Here is a 24,430-nt window from a genome sequence, read left to right as displayed (position 1 = left end):
CTGTAGTCGCCGCTCATTGGGTGCTCCTTGCAAAGCCGCGGGCGGCGCGTTTTTCCAGGAAGTGCATGCCGGTCATGGCCAGCACGGTGAGGCCCAGGTACATGAATGCCGCGACCATGAAGAAGGTGAAGGGCTGCTTGGTCACGGTCACGCCGATCTGGGCGTGGCGCATGATTTCTTCCAGGCCGATCACCGAAACCAGTGCAGTGTCTTTCATCAGAATCATGAACAGGTTGCCCAGGCCGGGCAGGGCGATGCGCCACATCTGCGGCATGATCAGGCGGGTGAAAATCCTGAACTTCGACAGCCCCAACGCCACACCCGCTTCGCGGTGGCCCTTGGGAATGGCGAGGATCGCGCCACGGAACACTTCCGTGGCGTAGGCGCCAAAGCACAGGCCGAGGGCGATCACCCCGGCGGCAAAGGCACTGAGAGAAAGGTCGGGGTTACCGAAGAACTCACCGAGGGCACGCATCAGGTTGACCGTGCCGAAATAAATCAGCAGCACCCAGAGCAATTCGGGAATACCGCGGACGATGGTCGAGTAAGCGCCGCCAAGCCATTGCAGCGGCTTGTACGGGGACGTCTTGGCCAAGGCGCCGGCAAGGCCCAGCACCAGCCCCAGGCACAGGGCCGTGAGTGCCAGTTTGACGGTCATCAGCGCGCCGGCGGCAAGTGCCGGGCCGAATCCGTAGAGATCGAAATTCATGGTGTTTTCATATCGCAAGGCAGAGCTTAAAGCCGGCGTGCTCCGCTGAGCACGCCGGGCAAGTCGTTCAGATCATTCGATGCTGAACGGGAAGTACTTGTCGTTGATCTTCTTGTAGGTGCCGTCTGCCTTGATCTCCGCCAGGGCTTTGTTCAGGCGCTCGCGCAGTGGGTCGCCCTTGCGTACGGCGATACCGATCTTGTCGCTTTCTACCACCGGGTCGCCCTTGAACTCGTAGGCCGAACCGTCTTTGCTCTTGAGCCATTCGTACTGCACGTACTTGTCGGCGAGGATGCCGTCCAGGCGCCCGGACGTCAGGTCGAGGTAGGCGTTTTCCTGGGTGTCATACAGCTTGGCGGTGGTGTCCGGCAGCTTGTCTTCCAGGTAAGTACCGGCCAGGGTCGCTCGCTGTGCGCCGATGGTTTTGCCCTTCAGGTATGCCGCGTCGGTCTTGAAGTCCGCAGTGGCTTTCGGCGCGATGAATTGCAGCTTGTTGGAGTAGTACGGGTCGGTGAAGTCGACGGCCTGCTTGCGTTCATCGGTGATCGACAGCGAAGACACCAGGAAGTCGAATTTCTTGGCGTTCAGGGCCGGGATGATGCCGTCCCAGTCGGAGACATACACTTCACATTTCTCGACTTTCATCTTGGCGCACAGGGCGTCGCCGATGTCTTTGTCGAAGCCCACGACGTTGCCGCTGGCGTCTTTATTGTTGAAGGGCGGGTAGGCCGCTTCGATCCCCATCTTCAGGGTTTCCGCCATGGCTGTGGCGCTGAACGCCATCGAGACGGCCGCGGCCAGAAGGAATTTTTTATAGTTCTGCATGCATGTTGCTCCGTTAGCGGTTGCTGGACATGAATTGTTTGCAGCGTGCCGAAAGCGGGTTTTCAAACACCTGCTGTGGCGATCCTTGCTCTTCGACCAGGCCCTGGTGCAAAAACACCACTTCGCTGGACACCTGGCGGGCAAAGCCCATTTCATGGGTGACCAGCAGCATGGTGCGGCCTTCTTCGGCCAGTGCGCGGATCACATTAAGTACTTCCTGAACCATTTCCGGGTCAAGGGCCGAGGTCGGTTCGTCGAACAGGATGACCTTGGGCTGCATCGCCAAGGTGCGCGCAATGGCCGCCCGTTGCTGCTGGCCGCCGGACAGTTGCGCAGGGTAGGCGTGGCGCTTGTCGGCGATGCCGACCTTGGCCAGCAGGGCTTCGGCCACTTCAATGGCTTCGGCCTTGCTCTGGCCGAGCACGCGGCGGGGCGCCTCGATGATGTTGTCGAGGATGCTCATGTGCGGCCACAGGTTAAAGTTTTGAAACACAAAACCAATTTCGCTGCGCAGGCGGTTGATCTGTTTGCCGTCGGCAGCCATCAGCTCGCCGTTTTTCGCGGCCTTGAGCTTGAGTTCTTCACCGGCGACCAGGATCTGGCCCTGATGGGGGTTTTCCAGCAGGTTGATGCAGCGCAAGAAGGTGGACTTGCCGGAACCGGAGGAACCCAGGATCGAGATCACGTCGCCGTCGCGGGCGGTCAGCGAGATACCTTTAAGTACCTCCAGCTCACCATAGCGTTTATGCAAGTTGCGGATTTCAAGCGCGGGCGTGGCCTCGGCCATGTGCGGTCCTCATTGTGTTCGTTGCGTTCGACGCTGTTGGGCCGCCTTCCTGGCGAGGCGCCAAGCTAGCATAGCGTTCGGATGGCAGCCAACAGCGCTGCGGGCGGTTAACGGGTGGTCTGCGGCAGGGTGTCGCATCGGCACAGCAGCGTGTCGCGCCATCTACAACCTGACAGACGTTTGAACCCGGTAAATCCACAGGCTTCGCGTAAAAAAGGGCGCGATGGTGCCAGCTTTGGGCGGGTGTTGGAAGGGTTAACCGGGCAAACGGTGCTTATCAGCCCTTTTATGAGGCGTCACGTACTTTTTGTGTGTGCTTTTGGTGCGTTTGTTCGTCTTGAAAGTGGGTCGCACGGTAACGCTATAGCGGAATGCCATTGTTCTCAATGACTTGCGTCGGTTGTTGAATCGTCCTACAGCCCGCGTCAATCGCGGCTTTGTAACATTTTGGCGCAAATCTTGCGTAAAAAATAAAGAACGCCCCGTTGGTTTCTTTTCACGAGAAAGACTGCAGGCGGGACGGACCGTTTTCGCAATTCCTCGCAAAGGTGTGTCAATGAGTAGTACGCAAAGCTCCAATGACCTCGAACAGGGGCTCAAACCGCGTCATGTCACCATGCTGTCGATTGCCGGCGTTATTGGTGCCGGTTTGTTTGTCGGCTCCGGCCATGCGATCGCAGCAGCCGGCCCGGCCGTGTTATTGGCCTACGCGGCGGCCGGTACGCTGGTGGTATTAGTGATGCGCATGTTGGCCGAAATGGCCGTTGCGTCGCCGGACACCGGTTCGTTTTCCACTTATGCCGACCGTGCGATCGGCCATTGGGCCGGTTTCACCATCGGCTGGTTGTACTGGTGGTTCTGGGTGCTGGTGATTCCGCTGGAGGCCAACGCCGCTGCGACCATCCTTCATGCCTGGTTCCCCGGCGTGGCAATCTGGGCGTTTACCCTGATCATCACCTTGCTGCTGACGGCGACCAACCTGTTCAGCGTGAAGAACTACGGTGAGTTCGAGTTCTGGTTTGCACTGATCAAAGTGGTGGCGATCGTCGGCTTCGTGATCCTCGGGTTGGCGGCGGTTTTCGGTTTCCTGCCAACCAGCCAGGTCAGTGGCGTCTCGCACCTGTTCGACACCCAGGGCTTCATGCCTAATGGCATCGGCGCAGTCTTGGCGGCCATCCTGACGACGATGTTCTCGTTCATGGGCACTGAGATCGTCACCATCGCGGCGGCTGAATCGAAGAACCCCGGCCAACAAATCACCAAGGCCACCAACTCGGTGATCTGGCGGATTGGTTTGTTCTATCTGTTGTCGATTTTTATCGTCGTATCCCTGGTGCCATGGAACGATCCGACTCTAGCGGCGGTAGGTTCCTACCAGACGGTGCTGGAGCGCATGGGCATCCCGAATGCCAAGCTGATCGTCGACCTGGTGGTCTTGGTTGCCGTGACCAGCTGCCTGAACTCGGCGCTGTACACCGCCTCGCGCATGCTGTTCTCCCTGGGGCGTCGCGGTGATGCGCCGGCTGTGTCCAAGCGCACCAACAAGAGCGGCACGCCTTATTGGGCGGTGTTGCTGTCCACTGGCGCGGCGTTCCTGGCGGTGTTTGCCAACTACGTGGCGCCGGCGGCAGTGTTCGAGTTCCTGCTGGCCAGTTCCGGTGCCATTGCGTTGCTGGTGTACCTGGTGATTGCGGTGTCGCAACTGCGCATGCGCCAGAAGCGCACGGCGGCGGGCGAGAAGATCGCGTTCAAAATGTGGCTCTTCCCGGGCCTGACCTACGCGGTGATGGTGTTCATCGTCGGTACGTTGACCGTCATGCTGTTCCAGGAAGCGCATCGGGTCGAGATTATCGCGACCGGCATCTTGAGCTTGTTGGTGGTGTTGGCGGGGTTGGTTGTGGCAAGCCGTCGCAAGGCTCAAAGAGTGGGTGCTGCAGTACTGAACTGACACGCCGCAGAACAAAAATGTGGGAGGGGGCTTGCTCCTGATAGCGGTGTGTCAGTACCAGATGCTCTGACAGACCTGATGCTATCGGGAGCAAGCCCCCTCCCACATTTCGTTCTGCGTCAGCCTTCCGAGTTCGCGAGCGCTTGGGAGGCTGCCACGTAATCGGCCTGGAACTCTGACGATTCGATCCACGCCAGCGCCGCCGCTTCGTCATCGCTGTCCGTGGCCCACTGCCGATACTCGATCAGCGCCGCCAGGATAAAATCGGTGGCTTCCTCTTCGCCTTCCTGCTCCAGCACCAGTGCCAGCAAAGGGTGCGACAGGAATGCCGCACACAGCGCCTGCTGGCTGATTTCACCGGCTGTGCGCATTTCAACAAACAGCTCGGTCAAATCCACCGATTCAAGGTCGATACGGCTGTCATCGCCGGCGAACGCATCCGGCTTCGCCGCGACGGCGCGTTGGGTGCGGTTTTGCTTGGCCTTGGCCTTTGCCCGGTGGGCGCGTTTTTGCTGTTTGTTTGGCGAAGCCATGGGCTTGCGTCCTTGGTTCAGGATCGGGGTCGGGTATTGAAGCGCAGGTTGGGTGAAATCCCAAGGGAATCTACGTGCGTTCCGTCACTCGGTGCCCGGGCGTACCGTCTGCCATCTTGCCTTTTTGTAGCCACGCCAGTGCTATGGGCCATAGTCGGTTCTGGTACTCGCTACGGAAGAACGCGAAATGTCCGACGTTTTTCTCGCCGATATTTTCGGGGGCAATCCGCCAGTGAGTGCATTCGCTGTTGTTGAAATAGCCCAGTAACCGTTCGATGGCCGCCACGGTGCCAAACGGGTCGTCGGTCATGCTGATGGCCAGTATCCGCGCCTTCACGCGGCTAAATGGCAGCTCACCCAGGATGCGACCGCTGGGGCGTCTTTCGTAACTCGAGGTCGGTGTGGCCCAATCCTTCACCACGCCCGTCGGCGTGTCCTCCAACCAGCCCAGGCGCTTGCCTGGGAAGTAACCGCACAGTGCCGTCAGCAAGGGCATCGCCACATGCCATTTGGCAAGCATGCGCCAGCGTTCGCTTGCGTGATAATCGCGCCAGTAGGCGAACTGCGCGCCTACCGTGACAACCCGCCGAATCACCGCTCCCGATGCCCCCAGCCCGGCAGCGCAACCGCCGAAACTGTGGGCGACCACATCAATCGGTTGCCCGGGAAATTCTCGCTGAGCCCGTTGCAGCATTGCCTCGAAATCCAGCACGCCCCAATCTGACCAAGAGGCCTTGAAGCCGCGCAGGGAGCCGTCCCTGGATTCGCCGATGCCGCGATAGTCGTAAGTGATGACGTCCAAGCCATTGGCAAACAGATAGTCGGCAAAGCGTGAATAATGGCGGCAGCGCACGGACGTGGCGGCGTTGATGATGACCACCGGGCGTGTTGGGTCGGTACGGATGTGCCGCCAGGTGAAGCCGCCGATAGGGTAGCCGTCGGCGGCAGCTTGTCGAAAGGTTTCCGGGGCAGGTCGGGTCGGCAGGTTCATCGGTTGCCTCAATCCATGCGCTTGTAGGGTAAGCCTGGAGACTCATGCGCTTTTTTATAAGAAGCCGAAATTACCAAATTTAACCTGCCATGCGTGCAGAAAGTGCCGGTATGCTCGGTGTATCGCGTCGGCCGCCCAGGCTTGCGATCGTGTTGATTGAACAGAGTTGGCCCATGACCCGCGACACCCTCGAACACCATCAAATCCCTGTCTACTTTGCGGCGGTCCTGCTGGCTGCCTGCTTCGGCTTGCTCGCGCCCGTGGCGGCCCAGGGGCTTGGCATGCTGGTCATGCCCGCCATTGCGGTGCTGATGTACGCGATGTTCCTGCAAATTCCGTTTCTGGACCTGCGCCAGGGCTTGATCAACAAACGCTTCATCTGGGCATTGTTGCTGGCCAATTTTGTCCTGGTGCCATTGCTCGTATGGGCGTTGACACTTGGACTGGTGGAGCACCCGGGGTTGCTGGTGGGGGCGCTGTTGGTGCTGCTCACGCCGTGCATCGACTACGTGGTGGTGTTTACCCATATCGGCAAGGGCGATTCGCGGTCAATGCTGGCGGCGACGCCGCTGCTGTTGTTGCTGCAATTGGTGTTGCTGCCGGTTTACCTGAGTTTCCTGTTGGGCGCGCAGTTCGAGGGGGTGGTGGCGGTGGGGCCGTTTGTCGAGGCATTCCTGGGGTTGATCGTGGCGCCGATGATCCTTGCGGTGCTGACCACGGCTCTGGCGCGCCGCTCCAAGATTGTCGGCGCGTGGAGCAATGCCTGGGCCTGGCTGCCGGTGCCGGCGATGGCGCTGGTGCTGTTTGTGGTGATCGGCGGGCAGATCAGCGCAGTGGTGCGCGATATCGGCCTGTTGTTGCCGGTGGTTCCGGTCTACCTGGGCTTCCTGTTGTTGGCGCCGCTGACGGGCGCATTTGCATCGAAGTTGTTTGCTTTGCCCGCGGTGACGGCTCGGGCGGTGACCTTCAGTGCATCGACCCGCAATTCGCTGGTGGTGCTGCCCCTGGCGTTGGCTCTGCCCGAAGAGGTGCGAGGTATTGCCGCAACGGCAGTCATCCTGCAAACACTGGTCGAGTTGGTGGGGGAGCTGATCTACATTCGGCTGGTGCCTCGGTGGGTGTGGCCCGCCAATCGGTAAAGCGTGAATGTTGGGTTTTGTTCAGGCGTCATTCAGGACGGGCTGCGGCACCATAAGTCGGCGCACCCTACCTGAAAGGACAATCGATGGATCACCGCAGTCGTTTTCGCCTGGAGTCCCTGGGCATTTTTCTGATCGCCTTACTGCTATTCACCCTAGGGATCTGGGATCAGCAGCCCCAGGGTTTTGATGGGCGTTGGGCGCTGTTTATGCAGGAAATGTTTCGCCATGGTGCGAGCCTTTTCCCTACTACCTATGGTCAGCCGTATGCGGATTACCCCGGCACGGCGACTTTCTTCAGTTTTGTGTTTGCCCGGTTGTTTGGTGCGCCGAATCACTTGGCGAATGTGCTGCCTACGGCGCTCGCCTCGGCAGGTGTGGTCGCCCTGATCTACCGCTTGCTGGCGCCTGCCGGCCGTCCTTGGGCGCTGCTCACGGTGTTGCTGACGCTGCTCACGACCCAGTTATTGGAAAAATCCCGCTCGGTATGCCTGGACCAGATGGTCGCGTTGTTGTGCATCGGCAGTTTCTATCTGCTGCACAGCGGCGAGCGTCTGGGTTCGCGGATACGGCAGTTGGCGGTGTTCCCGCTGTTCGTCCTGGGCTTCGCGATTCGCGGGCCGCTGGGGTTGATCGAGGTGTGCGGGGTGGTGTGCGTGTATTGGGCGCTGGCTCGGCCAGGCGAGAGGGTCAAGCAGGTGCTGGTCCACGGCGTTGTCGGGTTGGTGCTGCTTGCGGCGTGCTGGTGGCTGCTGATGAAGCTGGCACGTATCAGTGGCGGCGATGCCTTTGCCGATGAAGTGTTCAAGATGCAGGTGGGTGGCCGTCTTGATGAGTCGGGCGAGCCATTTTATTTCTACTTCAAGCTGAGTCTGTATCGCTACTTCCCTGTGGTGCCGTTGGCGCTGGCGACCTTGATTGCGCTGCGTCATCGTTGGTCTGAGCGTTGGGCGAATGAGGACATGCAGCTATTTTGGCGTTTGGGTGCGTGTGGCTTGATGATTTTGCTCGGCCTGTCGGTGCCACACTTCAAGCGTGCTTACTACATCCTGCCGATGGTGCCGATGTTTGCCGCTGTCGCCGCCTATGGGCTGCTTTACGCGCAAAATTGGTTGGTGGGTGTACGTCGCGGTTATGAATGGCTTGTCGCAGCGCTACCGGCCTTGGGCGTGGTTGTGCTCTTCGTCTGTCGACAGGCGTGGCAAAAGCACGGTTACTGGCCTGATGTTTCGCTGCCGCTGCTGATCGGTGTGCTGGTCATTCTTCAAGTGGCGGCCCTGGTGGCCTGGCGGCGGGAGCTGAGGTTGGTGTCGCTCAGTGTGGTCGCGCTGGCGGCGCAATGGCTGCTGCTGGTGGCGGTGATCGAGCCGGCCAAGGACCTGCAATTCGATACGCAGCGGTTCGTCAGCCGGGTAGAAACACTTCGGGTATCGCAGCCCGGCCCGTTGGTGTTTGTCGATCTGGCGCGGGACACCTGGGCCATACGCTACATGATGAACCTGGACCACGATGAGCAGCCGCTGTTCGTGGGGCGTAACGAGCTTGAGAAGTTGAACGCGTTGCCGCGTCCATCCTGGGTGATTGTCTCGCGTAAAGAGACTGCGCTATTGAAGGGCACGCCGGTGGAGCAACTGGCGCCCAGCTTCGAAGGGCGCTTGAATGACAATCCGTTGATGGTGTTTTTGCTCAATTAAACTGCGGGTCCAGTGCAGGCTACTTGCACTGGTAGCCCTCCGGCATCTTCACGGTGTAGTTGCGTTGCACGCGATCCTGAAAATTCAGGTTCTGCAAACCCTGTTCAACCAGGAACGCCTCGACTTTGGCCGCCTGGCAATCCTCGTTGTAGGACGTTGCCCGAAGCACATACACCGCGCGCCGGCTCGCTTCGTCCCGAGCCGTGGCGGTGAGCGTGGTGAGCGTGGTGTAGCCGGTTCGCTCCGAGGTGCCCACTGGGCCATAGGTGGTATTGGGTTTGCTGGTGCAGGTCAGTTGATCGTCTTTTTTCTTGCTCTTCTTGCACTCAGTGGTAGTGCTGGTCGGCACCTGGCCGTACTCGGTGGCGGTGTAGCGGTAAGTGACCTGGCGGCTGTCGACATCGAGCGTGACGGTCATTCTGATCGGCGCGGGGTTCTGAGGCAGGGTGGTGTCAGTGAACACGTTGCGAAAGCCCTGCTCCTTCATGGCCCTGACCATGTCTCGAAGGTAGTAGCGCGCATTGAGCGTGTTCTGCGCATTGCCGCCAACGGAGGTCGTCACCAGTACGGTTGCCTCTCGATCAAAGTGATAGTCCGGATCAGGCGTTGCGTTGATCGAAACATCCATTTGCGTGGCGCATCCGCTGAGCAGTGCAGCCAGCAGTAACAGCGCGCAGGACAAATACCGGGTCATGAAATCACTACCTTGCAGCCAGAAATGTAAAAACTAGACGATTGAGCCGCACGATAAACAAGCTTCAATTTGGGGCAGTCCGGCGTGGCCCTGAGTTCGTCCAGCCGGCGTTAAATCGTGGGCAATAAAAAACCCCAAGGAATCATCTTCGCTTGGGGTTTTTCGGTATTAGTGGTGCCCAGAGACGGAATCGAACCGCCGACACGGGGATTTTCAATCCCCTGCTCTACCGACTGAGCTATCTGGGCAACGGGGCGCATTAAACGGGTTTTTCAGGGGGTCGTCAAGCAAGTTTTCAAAAAATATTTAATTATTACCGTCGCTTACGTTCCGACCCCGGTTTTTGATCAGTTATTGAGCAGGTGGCACGTAGCCGTCGGCCTTGGCGTAATCTTCGCCGGAAAAGAACTTGTCCATTTCGCCCTGCAAGTATTTGCGGTCTTCGGCGTTCATCATGTTCAGGCGTTTTTCGTTGATCAGCAGGGTCTGGTGTTTCTGCCAGTCGGCCCATGCCTGGGCAGACACGTGATCGAACACATCCTGGCCCTTGGCGCCCGGATACGGTGGGCGTTCCAGGCCCGGCAGTTGTTCTTTGTACTTGCGGCACATTACGGTGCGGGTCATGACGACTCTCCTGCGTTCAATACATCGGCCGCGCGCTTCAGCAATTTTTTGACCGGGGCGGCGAGGCCCAGGCGCGGCGGGGTGGCGAGGTTATACCAGAGCCAGTCGGCCTCGGCCACGTGATGGACGGTTTCCTCAACCTGCACCAGCCAGGGCTCGATGGCCAGCTGGAAGTGGCTGAAGGTGTGGATCAGCCCGGGCAGTGGCTGCTGCTTGCCCAACGCCAGCGCGTGCTGGTTGGCGAGGTGGTCCAGGTCTTCCAGGTCATCGAGCTCCGGCAGGCTCCACAAACCGCCCCACAGGCCCGTGGACGGGCGTCGGTAAAGCAGGATCGCGCCTTCGGTGTTGGCCAGCAGCGGCATCAGTGTGCGCTTTTGCGGGATGGTCTTGCGCGGCTTGGGGACCGGGTAGCGCGTCTCCAGGCCGAGCATGTGGGCTTCGCAGCCTTTTTCCAGCGGGCACAGCAGGCAGCTTGGCTTGCTGCGCGTGCAGAGCGTGGCGCCCATATCCATCATCGCCTGGGTATAGGCGTTGACCCGGTCATGCGGTGTAAAGCGCTCTGCGGTAGCCCACAGCTGCTTGGCGACCTTGGGTTCGCCGGGGTAGCCCTCTTGCGCGGTAAAGCGCGCGAGCACGCGTTTGACGTTGCCGTCGAGGATCGGGGCGCGCAGGCCCATGCTCAGGCTGGCGATCGCGCCGGCGGTGGACAGGCCGATACCGGGCAGCTCGGTGAGTTTTTCGACATCGCGGGGAAATTCGCCGCCGTATTCGGCGACGACGATCTTGGCGGTCTTCTGCAGGTTGCGGGCACGGGTGTAGTAACCCAGGCCCGTCCACAGGTGCAGCACCTCGTCTTCCGGCGCGGCGGCCAGGGCCTCGACCGTCGGCAGCGAGGCCATGAAGCGATCGAAGTAGTTCAACACCGTGCTGACCTGGGTCTGCTGCAGCATGATCTCCGAGACCCACACCCGGTAAGGCGTGATGCCCTGTTGCCAGGGCAGGTCATGGCGCCCGTGGCGGTCGTACCAGTCGAGCACCGCCTGTGAAAATTGCTCGTTTCTCATCGCTTGAACAGGCCTTTCAGGGCGTCTTTCAACTGTGGGTTGACCTTGTCGAGCTTCTCTTCAAGCTTGTCGCTGAGCTTGTTGCCGGCCGCCTTGAGCGCCACCTGGGTCAAGCCATCCTTGTCCAGGCGGCAGGCCTTGGCGCCCAACTCCAGCGGGCCACGGCAGCGTAGCGGTACTTCGATACCCTGGAAGTTGCTGCCGACCTGGCAGGCCGGGTCCGGAACGTCGCGCTTGTCGCCTTCGACGATGATGCCGACGCGGTAGTCCATGCCCAGTACGCGCAGGTCGACGTCACCGTTGCCGTTGACCGTCAAGCCCGGGATGCGCACTTTCAGGTCTGGATTGCTGGCCACGCCGTTACGCAAAGTCAGGTTGCCGCGCAGTTCCTGGAAGGGCGTGTCCTTGCCCTGTGGGGTGCTGCTCAGGGTCTTGCGGTTGAGCAGGGCGATGCCGGTGCACAGTTGCTGTTCAAGGTTGGCATTGAGCAGCATGCCGTTGTTGATCACAAAGCTGGCGGTGCCGTTGAGGCTGTCGACCAAGGCTTTCTGGCTGTTGCCACGGCCTGTGAGGTTGCTGTCCAGGGTGACCTGGCCTTTCACCGGCGGGTTTTGCCCCTGGGCCTGCAGGATGCGTTCGACCGGCACTTGCTTGATATGGGTTTGCAGTGCCACGACCGGGATGTCTTGGCGCACATCCAGCGTACCGTTGGCTTGGAACGTACCGTTGTAGAGACCGCCACTCAGGTTGTCGAGCTTGAGTTGGCCGTCGATGCCGGAGGCTTGGAGTGCAGCATTCTGGATCGGCAGCTTGCTCAGGGTCAGTTGGCCGAAGGCCAGGTCGGCGTTCACATCCAGGGTGCGCAGGCGGGTCAGCGGCAGCAGCCTGTCGGTGCTCCAGGCGCCTTTGGTCGGGGCGTCCGGCAGTGGTGTGGTGCCACCGGCGGCCATGGCGCCCATTTCGCTGTTCTGGACTTCAGCCTGGCGTGCGGCGGCGGCGCCTTTGGCGGACTCGGATTTAGGCGGCAAGTAGTTGTCGGCATTGAAGGTATCGCCCTTGAGCTGCACGCGCAGGGACTGCTTGGCGAAGTCATCCACGGCAACGCGACCGGTGAAGGTGCTGCCATCCAGCTTGAGGTTCAGGTCTTCCAGGGCCACGCTGGTAGGCGTGCCCTTGAGGCGGCTGACCAGTTCGACCTTGCTCAGGCTGCCCTCGGCCATCGCCGGCAATGGGTGGCCGACGCTTTCGAGAAACTTGGCCAGGTCAAATTGGGCAATGGACAGGGCACCGTTGAGCTGCGGGGTTTTGTTCAGGTCGTTGACCTTGAGTTCACCCAGCGCGCGTAACTGGTTGGCGGACAGTTTCAGGTTGGTCCATTCGGCGATATTGGCCGCCAGGTCTACCAGCACCTGACCCTGGGTGGAATAGGTCATGGTCTTGCCCTGCAACGGCTCGCCGGTGGCCTCGCCGCTCAATCGCATGTCTTCGAGCTGATAGCGTTTGAGGGCGTTCTGGATGCGCAGGTTGCCGGTGAGCTCGGTCTTGACGCGCATCAGCGGTTGGCTGGTGCCCAGGAATGCGGTGAGTTTCAGCGGGATGCTGGCGCCTTCGTGGACGGCGCCGGCACTCAGTTGGATGCTTTCGGCGCTGAACTGCTTGCCGGTCTGCTCGTCGTTGTATTCAACGCGGGCGTTGTTGATGGTCAGGCTGTCGATGTCCAGGCGGATCGGCTTCGGCGGTTTTTCAGGCTCCGGCTCGGCAGGTGCTTGCACGGGAGCGGGAACCGGGGCGTCGGCGCTCGCCACAGGCACGTTCTTGCCGATGTCTTCCCAGTCACCGTGGCCTTGCTTGTCGCGGTTCAGGCGCAGGTTGAGGCCCTCGACGCGCACGTCGCTCATCTGCACTTCACGACGCAGCAGCGGCAACACGCGCACCGACAGGCCGAGCATCTGCAGGTCGGCGAATGGCTTGGTCGGGTTGGTCAGGGTGGCGACGCTGGCTTCGTGCAGCTCCAGGCCCAGCCAGGGGAACAGGCTCCAGCCGATGTCGCCATTGAGCGTCAGCTCGATGTGGGCCTTGTCGCGGGCAATCTGGCGAATCTCGTCTTTGTAGTCGTTGGGATCGAAGAGGTGGGTCAGGGCGAAGCCCAGGGCCACAATGATCAGCAACAGCCCGAGAAGTACCAGACCCAGGATTTTGCCGAACGCTTTCATGGGCGAGTCCTTGTATGTCGAATTCAAAATTTAGCCGAAGAGTATAACGCCCGCAGGCTCTCGTCAGTTCACGGATCGTTACATTGTATCTAGACCCTGTGAAACGGGATTTTGGCGCCAAAAAATACAGTTATTGCGAAAAAGGTGATATCAGTTTGGTTTTTCTGTCATCCGCAGGTGCTAATCTGCGCGGGTTCGTCTGCCTTCTGCGACACTGCGTCGCGCCCTTAAGGAGCTTCTCCTCAACAAAAACGGCCATCGCTTTGCGTGTAAGGCCGAGTGAGAGAGCGCCCGACGAACAACAATCAATAACTGGGGGAAACACCAATGAGCACTAGCACTGCGACGAGTAGTACTGTCGCGCAGCCTGCGTTCCTGTCCAAGGAACGCATCATCGCCAAGCCCGGGTTCAACCGCTGGCTGGTTCCGCCGGCCGCCCTGGCCATTCACTTGTGCATCGGCATGGCCTACGGTTTCTCGGTGTTCTGGCTGCCGCTGTCCAAGGCGCTGGGCATCACCGCGCCGGTCGCCTGCGCGCCGGACATGAGCTTTATTGCCCAAGTTTTCTCATCCCAATGTGACTGGCCCATCTCCATGCTGGGCTGGATCTACACACTGTTCTTCATCTTCCTGGGTTGCTCGGCAGCGATCTGGGGTGGCTGGCTGGAACACGCCGGGCCACGCAAGGCGGGCGTTGTATCGGCTCTGTGCTGGTGCGGCGGCCTGTTGATCTCGGCGTTGGGTATCTATACCCACCAGATCTGGCTGATGTGGATCGGCTCCGGGGTCATTGGCGGCATTGGCCTGGGCCTGGGCTACATCTCGCCGGTATCGACCCTGATCAAGTGGTTCCCGGACAAACGCGGCATGGCGACCGGCATGGCAATCATGGGCTTCGGCGGCGGCGCGATGGTCGGTGCACCGCTGGCCGCGGCGCTGATGGGCCACTTTGCGTCGCCAACCAGCGTAGGCGTCTGGCAGAGCTTCCTGGTGATGGCGGCGATTTACTTCGTGTTCATGATTGGTGGCGCCTTGTCGTACCGCGTCCCGCCGACCGGCTGGAAGCCTGAGGGCTGGACCGCTCCGGCGAAAAAAGCCAGCAATGCGATGATCACTCACCGTCATGTCCATGTGAACGTGGCCTGGAAAACCCCGCAGTTCCGCCTGGTATGGCTGGTGCTGTGCCTGAACGTTTCCGCCGGTATCGGCATCCTCGGCATGGCTTCGCCGCTGTTGCAGGAAGTGTTTGGCGGCAAGTTGCTGGGTGTCGATGTGCCGTTCGGTCAGTTGGATGCGGGGCAGTTGGCTTCCATTGCGGCGATCGCGGCCGGTTTCACGGGGCTGTTGAGCTTGTTCAACATTGGTGGCCGGTTCTTCTGGGCGTCGTTCTCCGACTACCTGGGCCGCAAGAACACCTACTTTGTGTTCTTCGCCCTGGGCTTTGCCCTGTATGCGCTGATTCCGAACCTGGGGCACCTGGGTAACGTGGCGCTGTTCGTGGCGGCGTTCTGCATCATCCTGTCGATGTACGGCGGTGGTTTCGCGACGGTTCCGGCTTACCTGGCCGACCTGTTCGGCACCCAGATGGTCGGCGCGATCCACGGTCGCCTGCTGACCGCCTGGGCCGCGGCGGGCGTGTTGGGTCCGGTGCTGGTGAACTACCTGCGTGAGTATCAGTTGAGCATCGGTGTTGAGCGAGCTGCGGCCTACGACATCACCCTGTACATCCTCGCCGGGCTATTGGTGCTGGGCTTTATCTGCAACATGCTGGTACGTCCGGTGGCCGACAAGTACTTCATGACCGACGCCGAATTGGCCGCCGAACAGGCGCTGGGCCATGACAAGGGCGCGGATGCCACCACTTCCCTGGAGTGGAAGGCAGCGTCCGGTAGCGTGCCGTTGGCCATCGCCGCATGGCTGGTAGTGGGCATTCCGTTGGCGTGGGGTGTGTGGGTGACCCTGCAGAAAACCGCAGTCCTGTTCCACTGATACAGCCTTGTAGTGAGCGGGCTTGCCCCGCGCTGGGTGGCGTAGCCGCCCCAACGAGAACGCGCCGCGGTGTTTCAGGAAAACCGCGGTGCCCGCATTTGGGGCGGCTGCGCCACCCAGCGCGGGGCGAGCCCGCTCACTACAGGCTTTCACATGTATGCACATGTCTATCCTCGCTTCAACTCGTCAGTCTTGTCCCCTTCGATGTTTCTGTTTAGCGCCCGCACCCCTATAATGGCTGCCTTTTTCGCCCAATGATTTTGCGGAGTTGGTGATGGCCGAACGTAAGGCGTCCGTCGAGCGCGATACTCTGGAAACCCAGATCAAAGCCTCGATCAACCTGGATGGCACCGGAAAGGCCCGATTTGATATCGGCGTCCCTTTTCTTGAGCACATGCTGGACCAGATCGCCCGTCATGGGTTGATCGACCTGGATATCGTCAGCAAGGGCGACCTGCATATCGACGACCACCACACAGTGGAAGACGTGGGCATCACGCTGGGCCAGGCTTTTGCCAAAGCCATCGGCGACAAAAAAGGCATCCGTCGCTACGGTCACGCCTATGTGCCGCTGGATGAAGCGCTGTCGCGCGTGGTCATCGACTTCTCCGGTCGCCCAGGCCTGCAGATGCACGTGCCCTACACCCGCGCCACCGTGGGCGGCTTCGATGTCGACCTGTTCCAGGAATTCTTCCAGGGCTTCGTCAACCACGCATTGGTCAGCCTGCACATCGACAACCTGCGCGGCACCAACACCCACCACCAGATCGAAACCGTGTTCAAGGCTTTCGGCCGCGCCCTGCGCATGGCCGTGGAGCTGGATGAGCGCATGGCCGGGCAAATGCCCTCGACCAAGGGCGTCCTGTAATGCAGACGGTCGCGGTTATCGATTACGGCATGGGTAACCTGCACTCGGTGGCCAAGGCCCTCGAACATGTAGGTGCCGGCAAGGTACTGATCACCAGCGATGCCGACGTGATTCGCGAAGCTGACCGGGTGGTGTTCCCTGGTGTGGGCGCGATCCGCGATTGCATGGCTGAGATCCGCCGCTTGGGCTTTGACAGCCTGGTGCGTGAAGTCAGCCAGGATCGCCCGTTCCTCGGCATCTGCGTGGGCATGCAAGCCTTGCTCGATCGCAGTGAAGAGAACGATGGCGTTGACTGCATCGGCTTGTTCCCCGGCCAGGTAAAGTTCTTCGGCAAGGACCTGCACGAAGACGGCGCCCACCTGAAAGTCCCGCACATGGGCTGGAATGAAGTCAGCCAGACAGTGGAACACCCGCTGTGGCACAACATTCCGGATCTGGCGCGCTTCTACTTTGTGCACAGCTACTACATTGCCGCCGGTGACCCGCGCCAGGTGGTGGGTGGCGGGCATTACGGCGTCGACTTCGCCGCAGCGCTGGCCGAAGGTTCGCGCTTTGCCGTGCAGTTCCACCCGGAGAAGAGCCACACCCATGGCCTGCAATTGCTGCAGAACTTCGCCGCGTGGGATGGTCGCTGGTAAATGGCCAAGAAGCCCAGGCCGCCGATCCTGAACCTCACGCCCGAACAGGAGCGTGAGGCTACCCACAAGATCAAGGTCTTCATGGAGGACCGCTTCGAGCTCACGCTGGGCTCGTTCGAGGTGGCCGAGATTCTTGAGCTGTTCACCACCGAAGTAGCGCCGCACTATTACAACCGGGCGATTTTCGACACGCAGACGCTCCTTAAAGAAAGGTTCGAAAGCATCGAAAGCGACCTGTGGTCGCTTGAGAAGCCCTGACTTCCCAAGCATTGCTGAATATCGAATAAGGTTTGCCAGATGCTGATTATCCCCGCTATCGATCTCAAGGACGGCGCCTGCGTACGTCTGCGCCAAGGCCGCATGGAAGACTCCACCGTGTTCTCCGATGACCCGGTGAGCATGGCCGCCAAATGGGTGGAAGGGGGTTGCCGTCGCCTGCATCTGGTGGACCTGAACGGCGCCTTCGAAGGCCAGCCGGTCAACGGCGAGGTGGTGACCGCCATTGCCAAGCGCTACCCGAACCTGCCGATCCAGATCGGCGGCGGCATCCGCTCCCTGGAAACCATCGAGCACTACGTCAAGGCTGGCGTGAGCTACGTGATCATCGGCACCAAGGCCGTGAAAGACCCGGCGTTCGTGGCTGAAGCCTGCCGTGCATTTCCAGGCAAAGTGATCGTGGGCCTGGACGCCAAGGACGGTTTCGTCGCCACCGACGGTTGGGCTGAGATCAGCACCGTGCAGGTGATCGACCTGGCCAAGCAGTTCGAAGCCGACGGCGTGTCTGCCATCGTTTATACCGACATCGCCAAAGACGGCATGATGCAGGGCTGCAACGTACCGTTTACCGCAGCGCTGGCGGCGGCAACCCGAATTCCGGTGATCGCATCCGGCGGCATTCACAACCTGGGTGACATCAAGTCGCTGCTGGACGCCAAGGCGCCTGGCATCATCGGCGCCATTACCGGCCGCGCGATCTACGAAGGTACCCTGGACGTCGCCGAAGCCCAGGCTTACTGCGATGCCTACAACGGCTGAGGACTGACCATGGCGCTGGCCAAACGCATCATCCCTTGCCTGGACGTCGACAATGGTCGCGTGGTCAAGGGCGTCAAGTTCGAGAACATCCGTGACGCCGGTGACCCGGTGGAAATCGCCCGTCGCTACGATGAGCAAGGTGCCGACGAGATTACCTTTCTCGACATCACCGCCAGCGTCGACGGCCGCGACACCACGTTGCATACCGTGGAGCGCATGGCCAGCCAGGTATTTATCCCGCTGACCGTGGGCGGTGGCGTGCGCACCGTGCAAGACATCCGCAACCTGCTCAACGCGGGGGCGGACAAGGTCTCGATCAATACCGCTGCCGTGTTCAACCCGGAGTTCGTCGGTGAAGCGGCGCAACACTTCGGTTCGCAGTGCATCGTCGTCGCCATCGACGCCAAGAAGGTTTCCGGCCCGGGTGAGACCCCGCGTTGGGAGATCTTCACCCACGGTGGTCGCAAGCCCACCGGCCTGGACGCAGTAGAGTGGGCGATGAAGATGGAGGGCCTGGGGGCTGGTGAAATCCTGCTGACCAGCATGGACCAGGACGGCATGAAAAACGGCTTCGACCTGGGCGTTACCCGTGCCATCAGTGATGCGTTGGGCATTCCGGTGATCGCCTCCGGTGGTGTCGGCAACCTGCAGCACCTGGCCGACGGCGTGATCGAAGGCCACGCCAGCGCCGTGCTGGCGGCGAGTATTTTCCACTTCGGCGAATACACCGTTCCCGAAGCCAAGGCGTACATGGCGGCGCGCGGTATCATCGTTCGCTAAACGCTGCTGGACACCCTGGCAGGCGCGGGGCACTCTCTGCGCTTGCCATGGATTCCGGTAACCTTCATGTTCAGACACCTGCTGCTCGCCCTCGCCAGTTCTTACGCCGTGCTGGCCGGCTCGGCGAATGCCGAAGCGCCGTCCGACGCCTCCCTGGTGTTGCTGACGGAAAACTTCCCGCCCTACAACATGGCGAAAAACGGCAAGAACTTCGCCAAGGACGAGAACATCGAAGGCATCGCCGTGGACATCGTGCGTGAAACCTTCAAGCGTGCCGGCATTTCCTACAACCTAACCCTGCGTTTCCCCTGGGAACGAATCTACAAACTCGCCCTGGAGAAACCCGGCTACGGCGTGTTCGTGATGGCGCGCCTGCCGGACCGTGAAGGCTTGTTCAAATGGGTCGGCCCCATCGGCCCGGACGACTGGGTGATGCTGGCCAAGGCTGACAGCACTATCCAGCTGCCGGACCTGGAGCACGCCCGGCATTACAAGGTAGGCGCCTACAAGGGCGACGCGATTGCCGAGACCCTGGAAAAACAGGGTCTCAAGCCGTTAGTCGTACTGCGCGACCAGGACAATGCGCAGAAGCTGCTGGATGGCCAGATCGACCTGTGGGCCACCGGTGATCCCGCCGGGCGTTACCTGGCGCGCCAGGTCGGTGTGACCGGGCTCAAGACGGTACTGCGCTTTAACAGTGCCCAACTGTACCTGGCGCTGAACAAGGATGTGCCCGACGACGTGGTAGCCAAGCTCCAGGCCGCGCTCGATCAGTTACGGGGCGATGGTTTCATTGACGAGATCATGGCCCGCTATCTCTAGCGCCGGTTCTGTCTGTGCAGCGGCGTGCTCCAGCGCCACCTCGGTTGTGGGTAGGGGCTCGGGCAACTCAGTCTTGCTGACGTCGGGTGCCGGCTGATCCTTGGGATACTCACTCATGTAAATGTGATCGCCGTTGATGTAAGTGACGGTCGCCGCCACCTGGCTGCCGTCCTGGCGCAGCAAGCGGTATTCGCTTTGGATCAGGTAAGCCGCCACGGCTTTTTGGGCCGGAATGTAGGTGATGATTTCCAGGGGCGAGGCATAGTTCCAACCTTTGGCGGACCGCTGGGTATGAGTGAAGGCCGGCTCCAGGTTCGCCGAGAAGCTCAACTGGAACGGGCGCAGGCTCGCCGACCATTTGCGCCACATCGAAACGCGAGAGATGGCTGACAGAGCGAGCGAGTAATCGCCGATCTCGCCTTTGGTCGCTGTCCACATGAACGGTTGGCTGGTGACGCTGGTGTTGTGCCCGAAACCGGCAAACTGATGGCGGTCTGTGCGCTCCAGTCGGTAGGTCGGCGACGATAGCAACTGCTCGTTTGTGCTCAGTTCCGGGTCCTTCACGCAGAACCAGGGCAGTTCACAGACCAGCGGCGGAGCAGGAGTTTCTTCTGTTGCAGGTGGTTCATAACCCGTCAGTGCCGGTGGGGATAATGGTTCGCCCGGTTGCGCGGTCAGGTCCAGGCGCAATGCGTAGGTCGGCAGATCAGGCTTGGCGTAGCGTGCATTGCCGATAAAGGTGCCAGGTGCCAGGTAGATCTCTCCAGGCTCTGCGTCCGGAGGCGTGATCGACCAGGCGCTGAAGTCCTTGGAGGCGCCACTGCCGTAATCATTCCAGATCAAGTCACCGGGTTTTGCATTGACGACCAAGTCGGCGCGGACACAGCGTACGGCGTTGCGCGAAGGCTTTTCATAGCCCACGCCGCACACCAGGCCCATGGCGACATAGCCTTCGGGCGCCAGCGGCCGCCATATGGAAAAGTCAGTGCGTGCGCCTGAATCCGTGTCTTTCCAGACCAGTTGGTAGTCTTCCGGCGAACGCAGGGCGGTGCCGTCGACTTTATTCGCGTCACTGACCACCGCGACGATCTTGCGCTGGTTGATATTGCGATAGCTGTCGGTGGCGATATCGCCCACGGGGAAAAACTGGCCCAGGGCGTCGGCGGAGGTGCTGGGGCGCCACAGGCTGACCGCTTTGTGAGCGCCGGACCCGAGGTCATTCCAGAGCGGCAGGAATTCGCTGGTGAAGCTGATGAGCAGGTCTTTGAACTGTAGATGGGGCATTCGAAAGCTCTCCGATGAATGGGAGGAGCGACTATCGAAGAATGCTGCAAGGGCGGGGCAGTACTTATCTACGCGCGGGTGAATAGGTGCCGTTTTTTCCGTGGCCGGCCATCGCTTGATTGCTGCGCACGCTGATCATCAACTTGATATCGATCCACTCCACACCCTGCGCCTTGAGCTTGGGCAACTCCCGCTCCAGCACCGCCAGGGTTTGCGGGTAGGGATGGCCGATCATCACCGCCGAGCCCTGCTTGTGGGCCAGCTTGATCGCGGTTTGCAGTTGCGTGGTGATTGCGCCTTCGGTGCGTTCGTCATCGAGAAACACGTCCCGCGAGACGCTGGCCAGGCCGATCTTCTGCGCTTCGGCAGCGGCGACGGTCTGCGCGCTGGTGCGGCTGTCGACAAAGAACTTGTTGCGCCGTTGCAACTCAGCCATCAACCAGGCCATCGCGGCCGGTTGCGCGGTCATGCGGCTGCCCATGTGGTTGTTGATGCCGGCGGTGTAGGGCACCGCCTGGAAGGCGGCATCCAGGCGTTTGCCCAGTTCTTCGATCGGCAGGTCGGGGTGCCAGGCGAACGGGCCGGTGGCCGGGTCCATGGGCATGTGCAGGATCACGATCTTGCCGGCCTTGTGGGCCTCGCGGGCGAATTCGGCGGCGTGGGGCGTGTCGGGCATGATCGCCGTGGTCACCGGCCCAGGCAGGGCCAGCACGCGGCGATCCCTCGGCAGGTTTTGCCCAAGGTCGTCGATGATCAGGGTCAGGTAGGCTTTTTGTGGCTCGCCGCCAGGGGTCGCGTGGGCGACCCCTGCCAGGCTGCACAGTACAGCGATGATCAGGGCAAAACGCATATCAACGGCTGCGGGTGATGCTCAAGCCCTTGAGCAGGCTCAGCGCCTGGGCGAGTTGATAGTCGTCGTCCTGCGGCATCGGCTTGGCTTTCGCGCCACTGCCGGTAGGCTGGTCGGCACCGCCGTTGCCATTGCCCAGGTGACCCTGCAGGTCAGCTTCCTTGTAGAACTCGCTATCGGTCTCGTTGGTGATCTTGGCGCGGCGCACCTCGATGTCCGGGACGATGCCCTGGGCCTGGATCGAGCGGCCATTGGGCGTGTAATACAGCGCCGTAGTGATCTTCAGGGCCCGTTCGTTGTTCAGCGGCAACACGGTTTGCACCGAGCCTTTGCCGAAGCTGGTAGTGCCCATCAGCACGCCACGCTTCTGGTCCTGCAGGGCACCGGCGACGATTTCCGAGGCCGAGGCGCTACCGCCGTTGATCAATACCGCCAGCGGCACGCCTTCGCTCAGGTCATTGCCGGTTGCCGAGAAGCGCAACTCGGAGTTGGCGATCCGGCCTTTGGTGTAGACGATCAGGCCTTTGGTGATGAAGTGGTCGACCACCTCCACCGCCGCCTGCAGCACACCGCCCGGGTTGTTGCGCAGGTCGAGCACGATGCCGTTGAGCTTCTTGCCGTTGTCTTTGCGCAGCTTGGCCAGGGCCTTGGCCACTTCGTCGCCGGTCTTGACCTGGAACTGGGTGATACGGATGTAACCGTAGCCCGACTCCAGCAACTGGCTCTTCACGCTCTTGACCGTGATGGTCGCGCGGGCCAGGGTCACGTCAAACGGAGCACCGCCGTCGCGTACCAGGGTCAGGGTGATTTTCTGGCCGAGCTTGCCGCGCATCTTGTCGACGGCTTCGGTCATGGTCTGGCCGCGAGTGGGCTGGCCGTTGATCTTCACGATCAGGTCGCCGGCCTGGATACCGGCTTTGGACGCCGGGGTGTCGTCGATCGGCGACACCACTTTGATCTGGCCATCTTCGGAGCCCACTTCGATGCCCAGGCCACCGAATTCGCCGCTGGTGCTTTCCTGCAGCTCAGCGAAATCTTCCGGGCCGAGGTAGGCGGAGTGCGGGTCGAGGTTGCTGAGCATGCCCTTGATGGCATTTTCCAGCAGGGTCTTGTCGTCTACGGGTTCGACATAGGCCGCCTTGATCCGGTCCATCACCTCGGCAAAGGTACGCAGCTCTTCCAGCGGCAACGGCGCCTTGGTGGTCACTGCGGAGGTCGCGGCGGGTGCAGCCGGTGCGGCCTGGTCGGCAAAAGCCAGAGGCGCGCCGATCACCAGGGCGATCGTCAGGGCCAGCGAAGTGAGGCGGGACAAATGCAGCATGTCGAACGAACTCCTAATGTAGGCGCGACCCTTATCCTTGGGTTCTGCACCATTGTGCGGGATCGCTCGGGCGACCCTGCTGACGAATAGCGAAATACAGCGCCGGGGTGTCCTGGCCACCACTGTTACCGACAGTGGAGATGGATTCACCGGCTTTTACAACATCACCTGCCGACTTGAGTAAAGTCTGATTGTGGCCGTAAAGGCTCAAATAGCCATTACCGTGGTCAAGAATCACCAGCAAACCGGCACCGCGCAGCCAGTCGGCGAACACCACACGCCCGCCGTGGACGGCGTGGACCTGGCTGCCGGCAGCGGCGCTGATCATCACGCCATCCCACTTGGCGCGGGTGTCATCGCCACGGGTTTCCCCAAAACGAGCCAACAATCGACCATCAACAGGCCATGGAAGTTTTCCGCGAGCTGAAGCAAAAGGGCCGCCGAACGATTCTCCCGCACTGGAAACCAGCGGGCCAGGTGCGGAATGCGCGGGTTTGCGGGGCGCCGGGGCATCCGTCGTGGCAGCCAGTTCGGCCTCACGCTGGCGCTTTTTTTCCGCTTCCTGCTGGGCGATCAGCGCTTTTTGCCGCGCTTCTTCTGCCTCGCGAGCCTGGCGGGCCAGGGTTTCCTCGATGGTCTTGAGCACTTTGGCCAGGTCGGCCTGGTCTTGCTCACGGGCCTGGAGCTTGGCGTCGCGGGCTTTGACATCGTCGTTGAGCTTGGCCAGCGCCAGCTGGCGTTCCTTGCGGACCTTGTCCAACTGGTCACGCTGGGTGTCGAGGGCGCTTTTCTGGTCGAGCAACTGCGACTGTTGGTCGGCGATTTCCTGCTCCACGTTGGCCAATTGGCGCAAGGTTTCGTTGAAACCCTTCAATTGCTCCAGGCGGGCCTTGCTCAGGTAGTCGTAATAGGTGAGGGTGCGCGCGAATTTCTCCGGGTTCTGCTGGTTGAGCAGCAGCTTGAGATACTCCTGGCGGCCGCTCTGGTAGGCGGCGCGGGCCTGGATCGCGATCAGGCGTTGTTGCTCAACGCGGGCGCCCTGGAGTTTTTTTTTCTCAGCGTCGAGTCGCTCCAGTTCCGACTCGCTCTTCTTTAGTTCTTTTTGCAGCTCCTGGACCTGCTTCTCCAGCTTGCCCATCTCGGTTTCCGTGCTGCGCAGGTCTTTCTGCACGCCGGATTTTTCTTCCTGGAGCTTGCCGAGCAGTTTTTTCAACTCGGTAATGTCCTGACGCGTTGCGTCCAACTGTTGTTGGGTTTGTGCGCGCTCATCGGCAAAAGCCGGTTGGAGCAGGCAGACGAGAGCGAGGGTAATCAAGGCGCGAAGCATAGAGGCGGGCGACACCAGGGAAAGGGACGGCCTAGTATGCCCGCCAAGCGCTGCAAAAAAAACGCCCAATTGGGGCGGGATGCCAAGATAGGTGCCGAGTGGCAGCGGTATGGCATAAAGACATTACCTTCTTCCCACGCAGAGCGTCACCAATACGCAGAATAGCGGTGGGACGCGGAGCGTCCCTGGCGGCATTCCCACGCAGAGCGTGGGAACGATCGTGGTGAGTCAGGCCTGGATTGAGGTGGCTGTCATTTCCACTGGTTTCTCCAGGCCGGTCAGTTTCAACAGGCGA

General features: G+C 60.8%; 23 protein-coding genes and 1 tRNA gene. 10 read left to right on the top strand and 14 right to left on the bottom strand.

Annotated features, from left to right (window positions below; genetic code table 11):
- Window positions 1–13: 13 nt before the first annotated feature.
- From MJP36_RS00555 to MJP36_RS00545, 3 genes are all read right to left on the bottom strand, one after another.
- Window positions 14–709: an ABC transporter permease gene (locus tag MJP36_RS00555; protein WP_053253867.1), complete on the bottom strand. Its 696-nt coding sequence runs from the start codon at window positions 707–709 to the stop codon at window positions 14–16.
- 72 nt (window positions 710–781) lie between these two features.
- The gene (locus MJP36_RS00550; RefSeq protein ID WP_060754625.1) at window positions 782–1,534 is read right to left on the bottom strand and encodes an ABC transporter substrate-binding protein; all 753 of its coding nucleotides are present in this window, start codon (window positions 1,532–1,534) and stop codon (window positions 782–784) included.
- Window positions 1,535–1,547: 13 nt separating this feature from the next.
- Window positions 1,548–2,321 carry an ABC transporter ATP-binding protein gene (locus tag MJP36_RS00545; RefSeq protein WP_010213906.1) on the bottom strand — a complete coding sequence of 258 codons (774 nt, stop codon included), beginning with the start codon at window positions 2,319–2,321 and terminating at the stop codon, window positions 1,548–1,550.
- Between the two features lie 556 nt (window positions 2,322–2,877).
- On the opposite strand from MJP36_RS00545, the gene gabP reads away from it, so the two are divergent.
- Window positions 2,878–4,269, top strand: a complete 1,392-nt coding sequence (gene gabP / locus MJP36_RS00540) for a GABA permease (protein ID WP_060754624.1) — start codon at window positions 2,878–2,880, stop codon at window positions 4,267–4,269.
- 119 nt (window positions 4,270–4,388) lie between these two features.
- Here the strand turns inward: gabP and MJP36_RS00535 are convergent, their stop codons facing one another.
- A complete protein-coding gene (locus tag MJP36_RS00535; protein WP_090367384.1) occupies window positions 4,389–4,802 on the bottom strand; it encodes a hypothetical protein in 414 nt (137 codons plus the stop codon).
- A 70-nt stretch (window positions 4,803–4,872) separates the two neighbouring features.
- The gene (locus tag MJP36_RS00530; RefSeq protein WP_425226328.1) at window positions 4,873–5,793 is read right to left on the bottom strand and encodes an alpha/beta hydrolase family protein; all 921 of its coding nucleotides are present in this window, start codon (window positions 5,791–5,793) and stop codon (window positions 4,873–4,875) included.
- Between the two features lie 173 nt (window positions 5,794–5,966).
- Here MJP36_RS00530 and MJP36_RS00525 point away from each other — a divergent pair, with 173 nt between their 5' ends.
- Together MJP36_RS00525 and MJP36_RS00520 are read left to right on the top strand one after the other, a co-directional pair.
- Window positions 5,967–6,932 (top strand): arsenic resistance protein, encoded by a 966-nt coding sequence (locus MJP36_RS00525; RefSeq protein ID WP_244384616.1) that lies wholly within the window; start codon window positions 5,967–5,969, stop codon window positions 6,930–6,932.
- Between the two features lie 86 nt (window positions 6,933–7,018).
- A complete protein-coding gene (locus tag MJP36_RS00520; RefSeq protein ID WP_244384614.1) occupies window positions 7,019–8,626 on the top strand; it encodes an ArnT family glycosyltransferase in 1,608 nt (535 codons plus the stop codon).
- A 19-nt stretch (window positions 8,627–8,645) separates the two neighbouring features.
- On the opposite strand, the gene MJP36_RS00515 is transcribed toward MJP36_RS00520, so the two are convergent.
- The 5 genes from MJP36_RS00515 to MJP36_RS00495 all read right to left on the bottom strand — a co-directional run bounded on the left by MJP36_RS00515 (window position 8,646) and on the right by MJP36_RS00495 (window position 13,221).
- On the bottom strand, window positions 8,646–9,320 hold the full coding sequence (locus MJP36_RS00515) for a hypothetical protein (RefSeq protein ID WP_244384612.1): 675 nt from the start codon (window positions 9,318–9,320) through the stop codon (window positions 8,646–8,648).
- A gap of 172 nt (window positions 9,321–9,492) precedes the next feature.
- Window positions 9,493–9,568, bottom strand: a tRNA-Phe gene (locus MJP36_RS00510).
- Window positions 9,569–9,671: 103 nt separating this feature from the next.
- Window positions 9,672–9,944 carry an oxidative damage protection protein gene (locus MJP36_RS00505; RefSeq protein ID WP_060754618.1) on the bottom strand — a complete coding sequence of 91 codons (273 nt, stop codon included), beginning with the start codon at window positions 9,942–9,944 and terminating at the stop codon, window positions 9,672–9,674.
- On the bottom strand, window positions 9,941–11,008 hold the full coding sequence (gene mutY, locus MJP36_RS00500) for an A/G-specific adenine glycosylase (RefSeq protein WP_060754617.1): 1,068 nt from the start codon (window positions 11,006–11,008) through the stop codon (window positions 9,941–9,943). Before mutY ends, MJP36_RS00505 begins: the two co-directional genes overlap by 4 nt.
- On the bottom strand, window positions 11,005–13,221 hold the full coding sequence (locus MJP36_RS00495) for an AsmA family protein (protein WP_244384610.1): 2,217 nt from the start codon (window positions 13,219–13,221) through the stop codon (window positions 11,005–11,007). The genes mutY and MJP36_RS00495 overlap by 4 nt, the downstream gene beginning before the upstream one ends.
- Window positions 13,222–13,548: 327 nt before the next feature.
- On the opposite strand from MJP36_RS00495, the gene MJP36_RS00490 reads away from it, so the two are divergent.
- The 7 genes from MJP36_RS00490 (at window position 13,549) to MJP36_RS00460 (ending at window position 19,353) form a co-directional block, all read left to right on the top strand.
- Entirely contained in the window at window positions 13,549–15,210 is a 1,662-nt protein-coding gene (locus MJP36_RS00490; RefSeq protein WP_060754615.1) for an OFA family MFS transporter, read from the top strand.
- A 274-nt stretch (window positions 15,211–15,484) separates the two neighbouring features.
- Entirely contained in the window at window positions 15,485–16,078 is a 594-nt protein-coding gene (gene hisB / locus MJP36_RS00485; protein WP_017849940.1) for an imidazoleglycerol-phosphate dehydratase HisB, read from the top strand.
- Window positions 16,078–16,716 (top strand): imidazole glycerol phosphate synthase subunit HisH, encoded by a 639-nt coding sequence (gene hisH / locus MJP36_RS00480; protein WP_244384608.1) that lies wholly within the window; start codon window positions 16,078–16,080, stop codon window positions 16,714–16,716. The genes hisB and hisH overlap by 1 nt, the downstream gene beginning before the upstream one ends.
- Window positions 16,717–16,974, top strand: coding sequence for a DUF2164 domain-containing protein (locus MJP36_RS00475; RefSeq protein ID WP_060754613.1), 258 nt, complete (start codon window positions 16,717–16,719; stop codon window positions 16,972–16,974).
- 39 nt (window positions 16,975–17,013) lie between these two features.
- Complete coding sequence (gene hisA / locus MJP36_RS00470) at window positions 17,014–17,751, top strand: 1-(5-phosphoribosyl)-5-[(5-phosphoribosylamino)methylideneamino]imidazole-4-carboxamide isomerase (protein ID WP_008435688.1); 738 nt, start codon at window positions 17,014–17,016, stop codon at window positions 17,749–17,751.
- Between the two features lie 9 nt (window positions 17,752–17,760).
- Window positions 17,761–18,531 carry an imidazole glycerol phosphate synthase subunit HisF gene (hisF, locus tag MJP36_RS00465; protein ID WP_244384606.1) on the top strand — a complete coding sequence of 257 codons (771 nt, stop codon included), beginning with the start codon at window positions 17,761–17,763 and terminating at the stop codon, window positions 18,529–18,531.
- A 66-nt stretch (window positions 18,532–18,597) separates the two neighbouring features.
- Window positions 18,598–19,353, top strand: a complete 756-nt coding sequence (locus MJP36_RS00460) for a substrate-binding periplasmic protein (protein WP_104995272.1) — start codon at window positions 18,598–18,600, stop codon at window positions 19,351–19,353.
- Here the strand turns inward: MJP36_RS00460 and MJP36_RS00455 are convergent.
- The 4 genes from MJP36_RS00455 to MJP36_RS00440 all read right to left on the bottom strand — a co-directional run bounded on the left by MJP36_RS00455 (window position 19,306) and on the right by MJP36_RS00440 (window position 24,135).
- Window positions 19,306–20,637, bottom strand: coding sequence for a Vps62-related protein (locus tag MJP36_RS00455; protein WP_244384605.1), 1,332 nt, complete (start codon window positions 20,635–20,637; stop codon window positions 19,306–19,308). The genes MJP36_RS00460 and MJP36_RS00455 overlap by 48 nt on opposite strands.
- Before the next feature lie 64 nt (window positions 20,638–20,701).
- Window positions 20,702–21,487 (bottom strand): divergent polysaccharide deacetylase family protein, encoded by a 786-nt coding sequence (locus tag MJP36_RS00450; RefSeq protein ID WP_244384603.1) that lies wholly within the window; start codon window positions 21,485–21,487, stop codon window positions 20,702–20,704.
- A 1-nt stretch (window position 21,488) separates the two neighbouring features.
- A complete protein-coding gene (locus MJP36_RS00445) occupies window positions 21,489–22,808 on the bottom strand; it encodes a S41 family peptidase (RefSeq protein ID WP_244384602.1) in 1,320 nt (439 codons plus the stop codon).
- A 31-nt stretch (window positions 22,809–22,839) separates the two neighbouring features.
- Complete coding sequence (locus tag MJP36_RS00440; RefSeq protein WP_090367365.1) at window positions 22,840–24,135, bottom strand: murein hydrolase activator EnvC family protein; 1,296 nt, start codon at window positions 24,133–24,135, stop codon at window positions 22,840–22,842.
- Between the last annotated feature and the right edge of the window lie 295 nt (window positions 24,136–24,430).

It is taken from the genome of Pseudomonas palleroniana, assembly GCF_022836895.1.
Lineage (GTDB): Bacteria > Pseudomonadota > Gammaproteobacteria > Pseudomonadales > Pseudomonadaceae > Aquipseudomonas > Aquipseudomonas palleroniana.
Note: the sequence above shows the minus strand (reverse complement) of the source record. Positions and strands in the feature narration are given on the sequence as shown.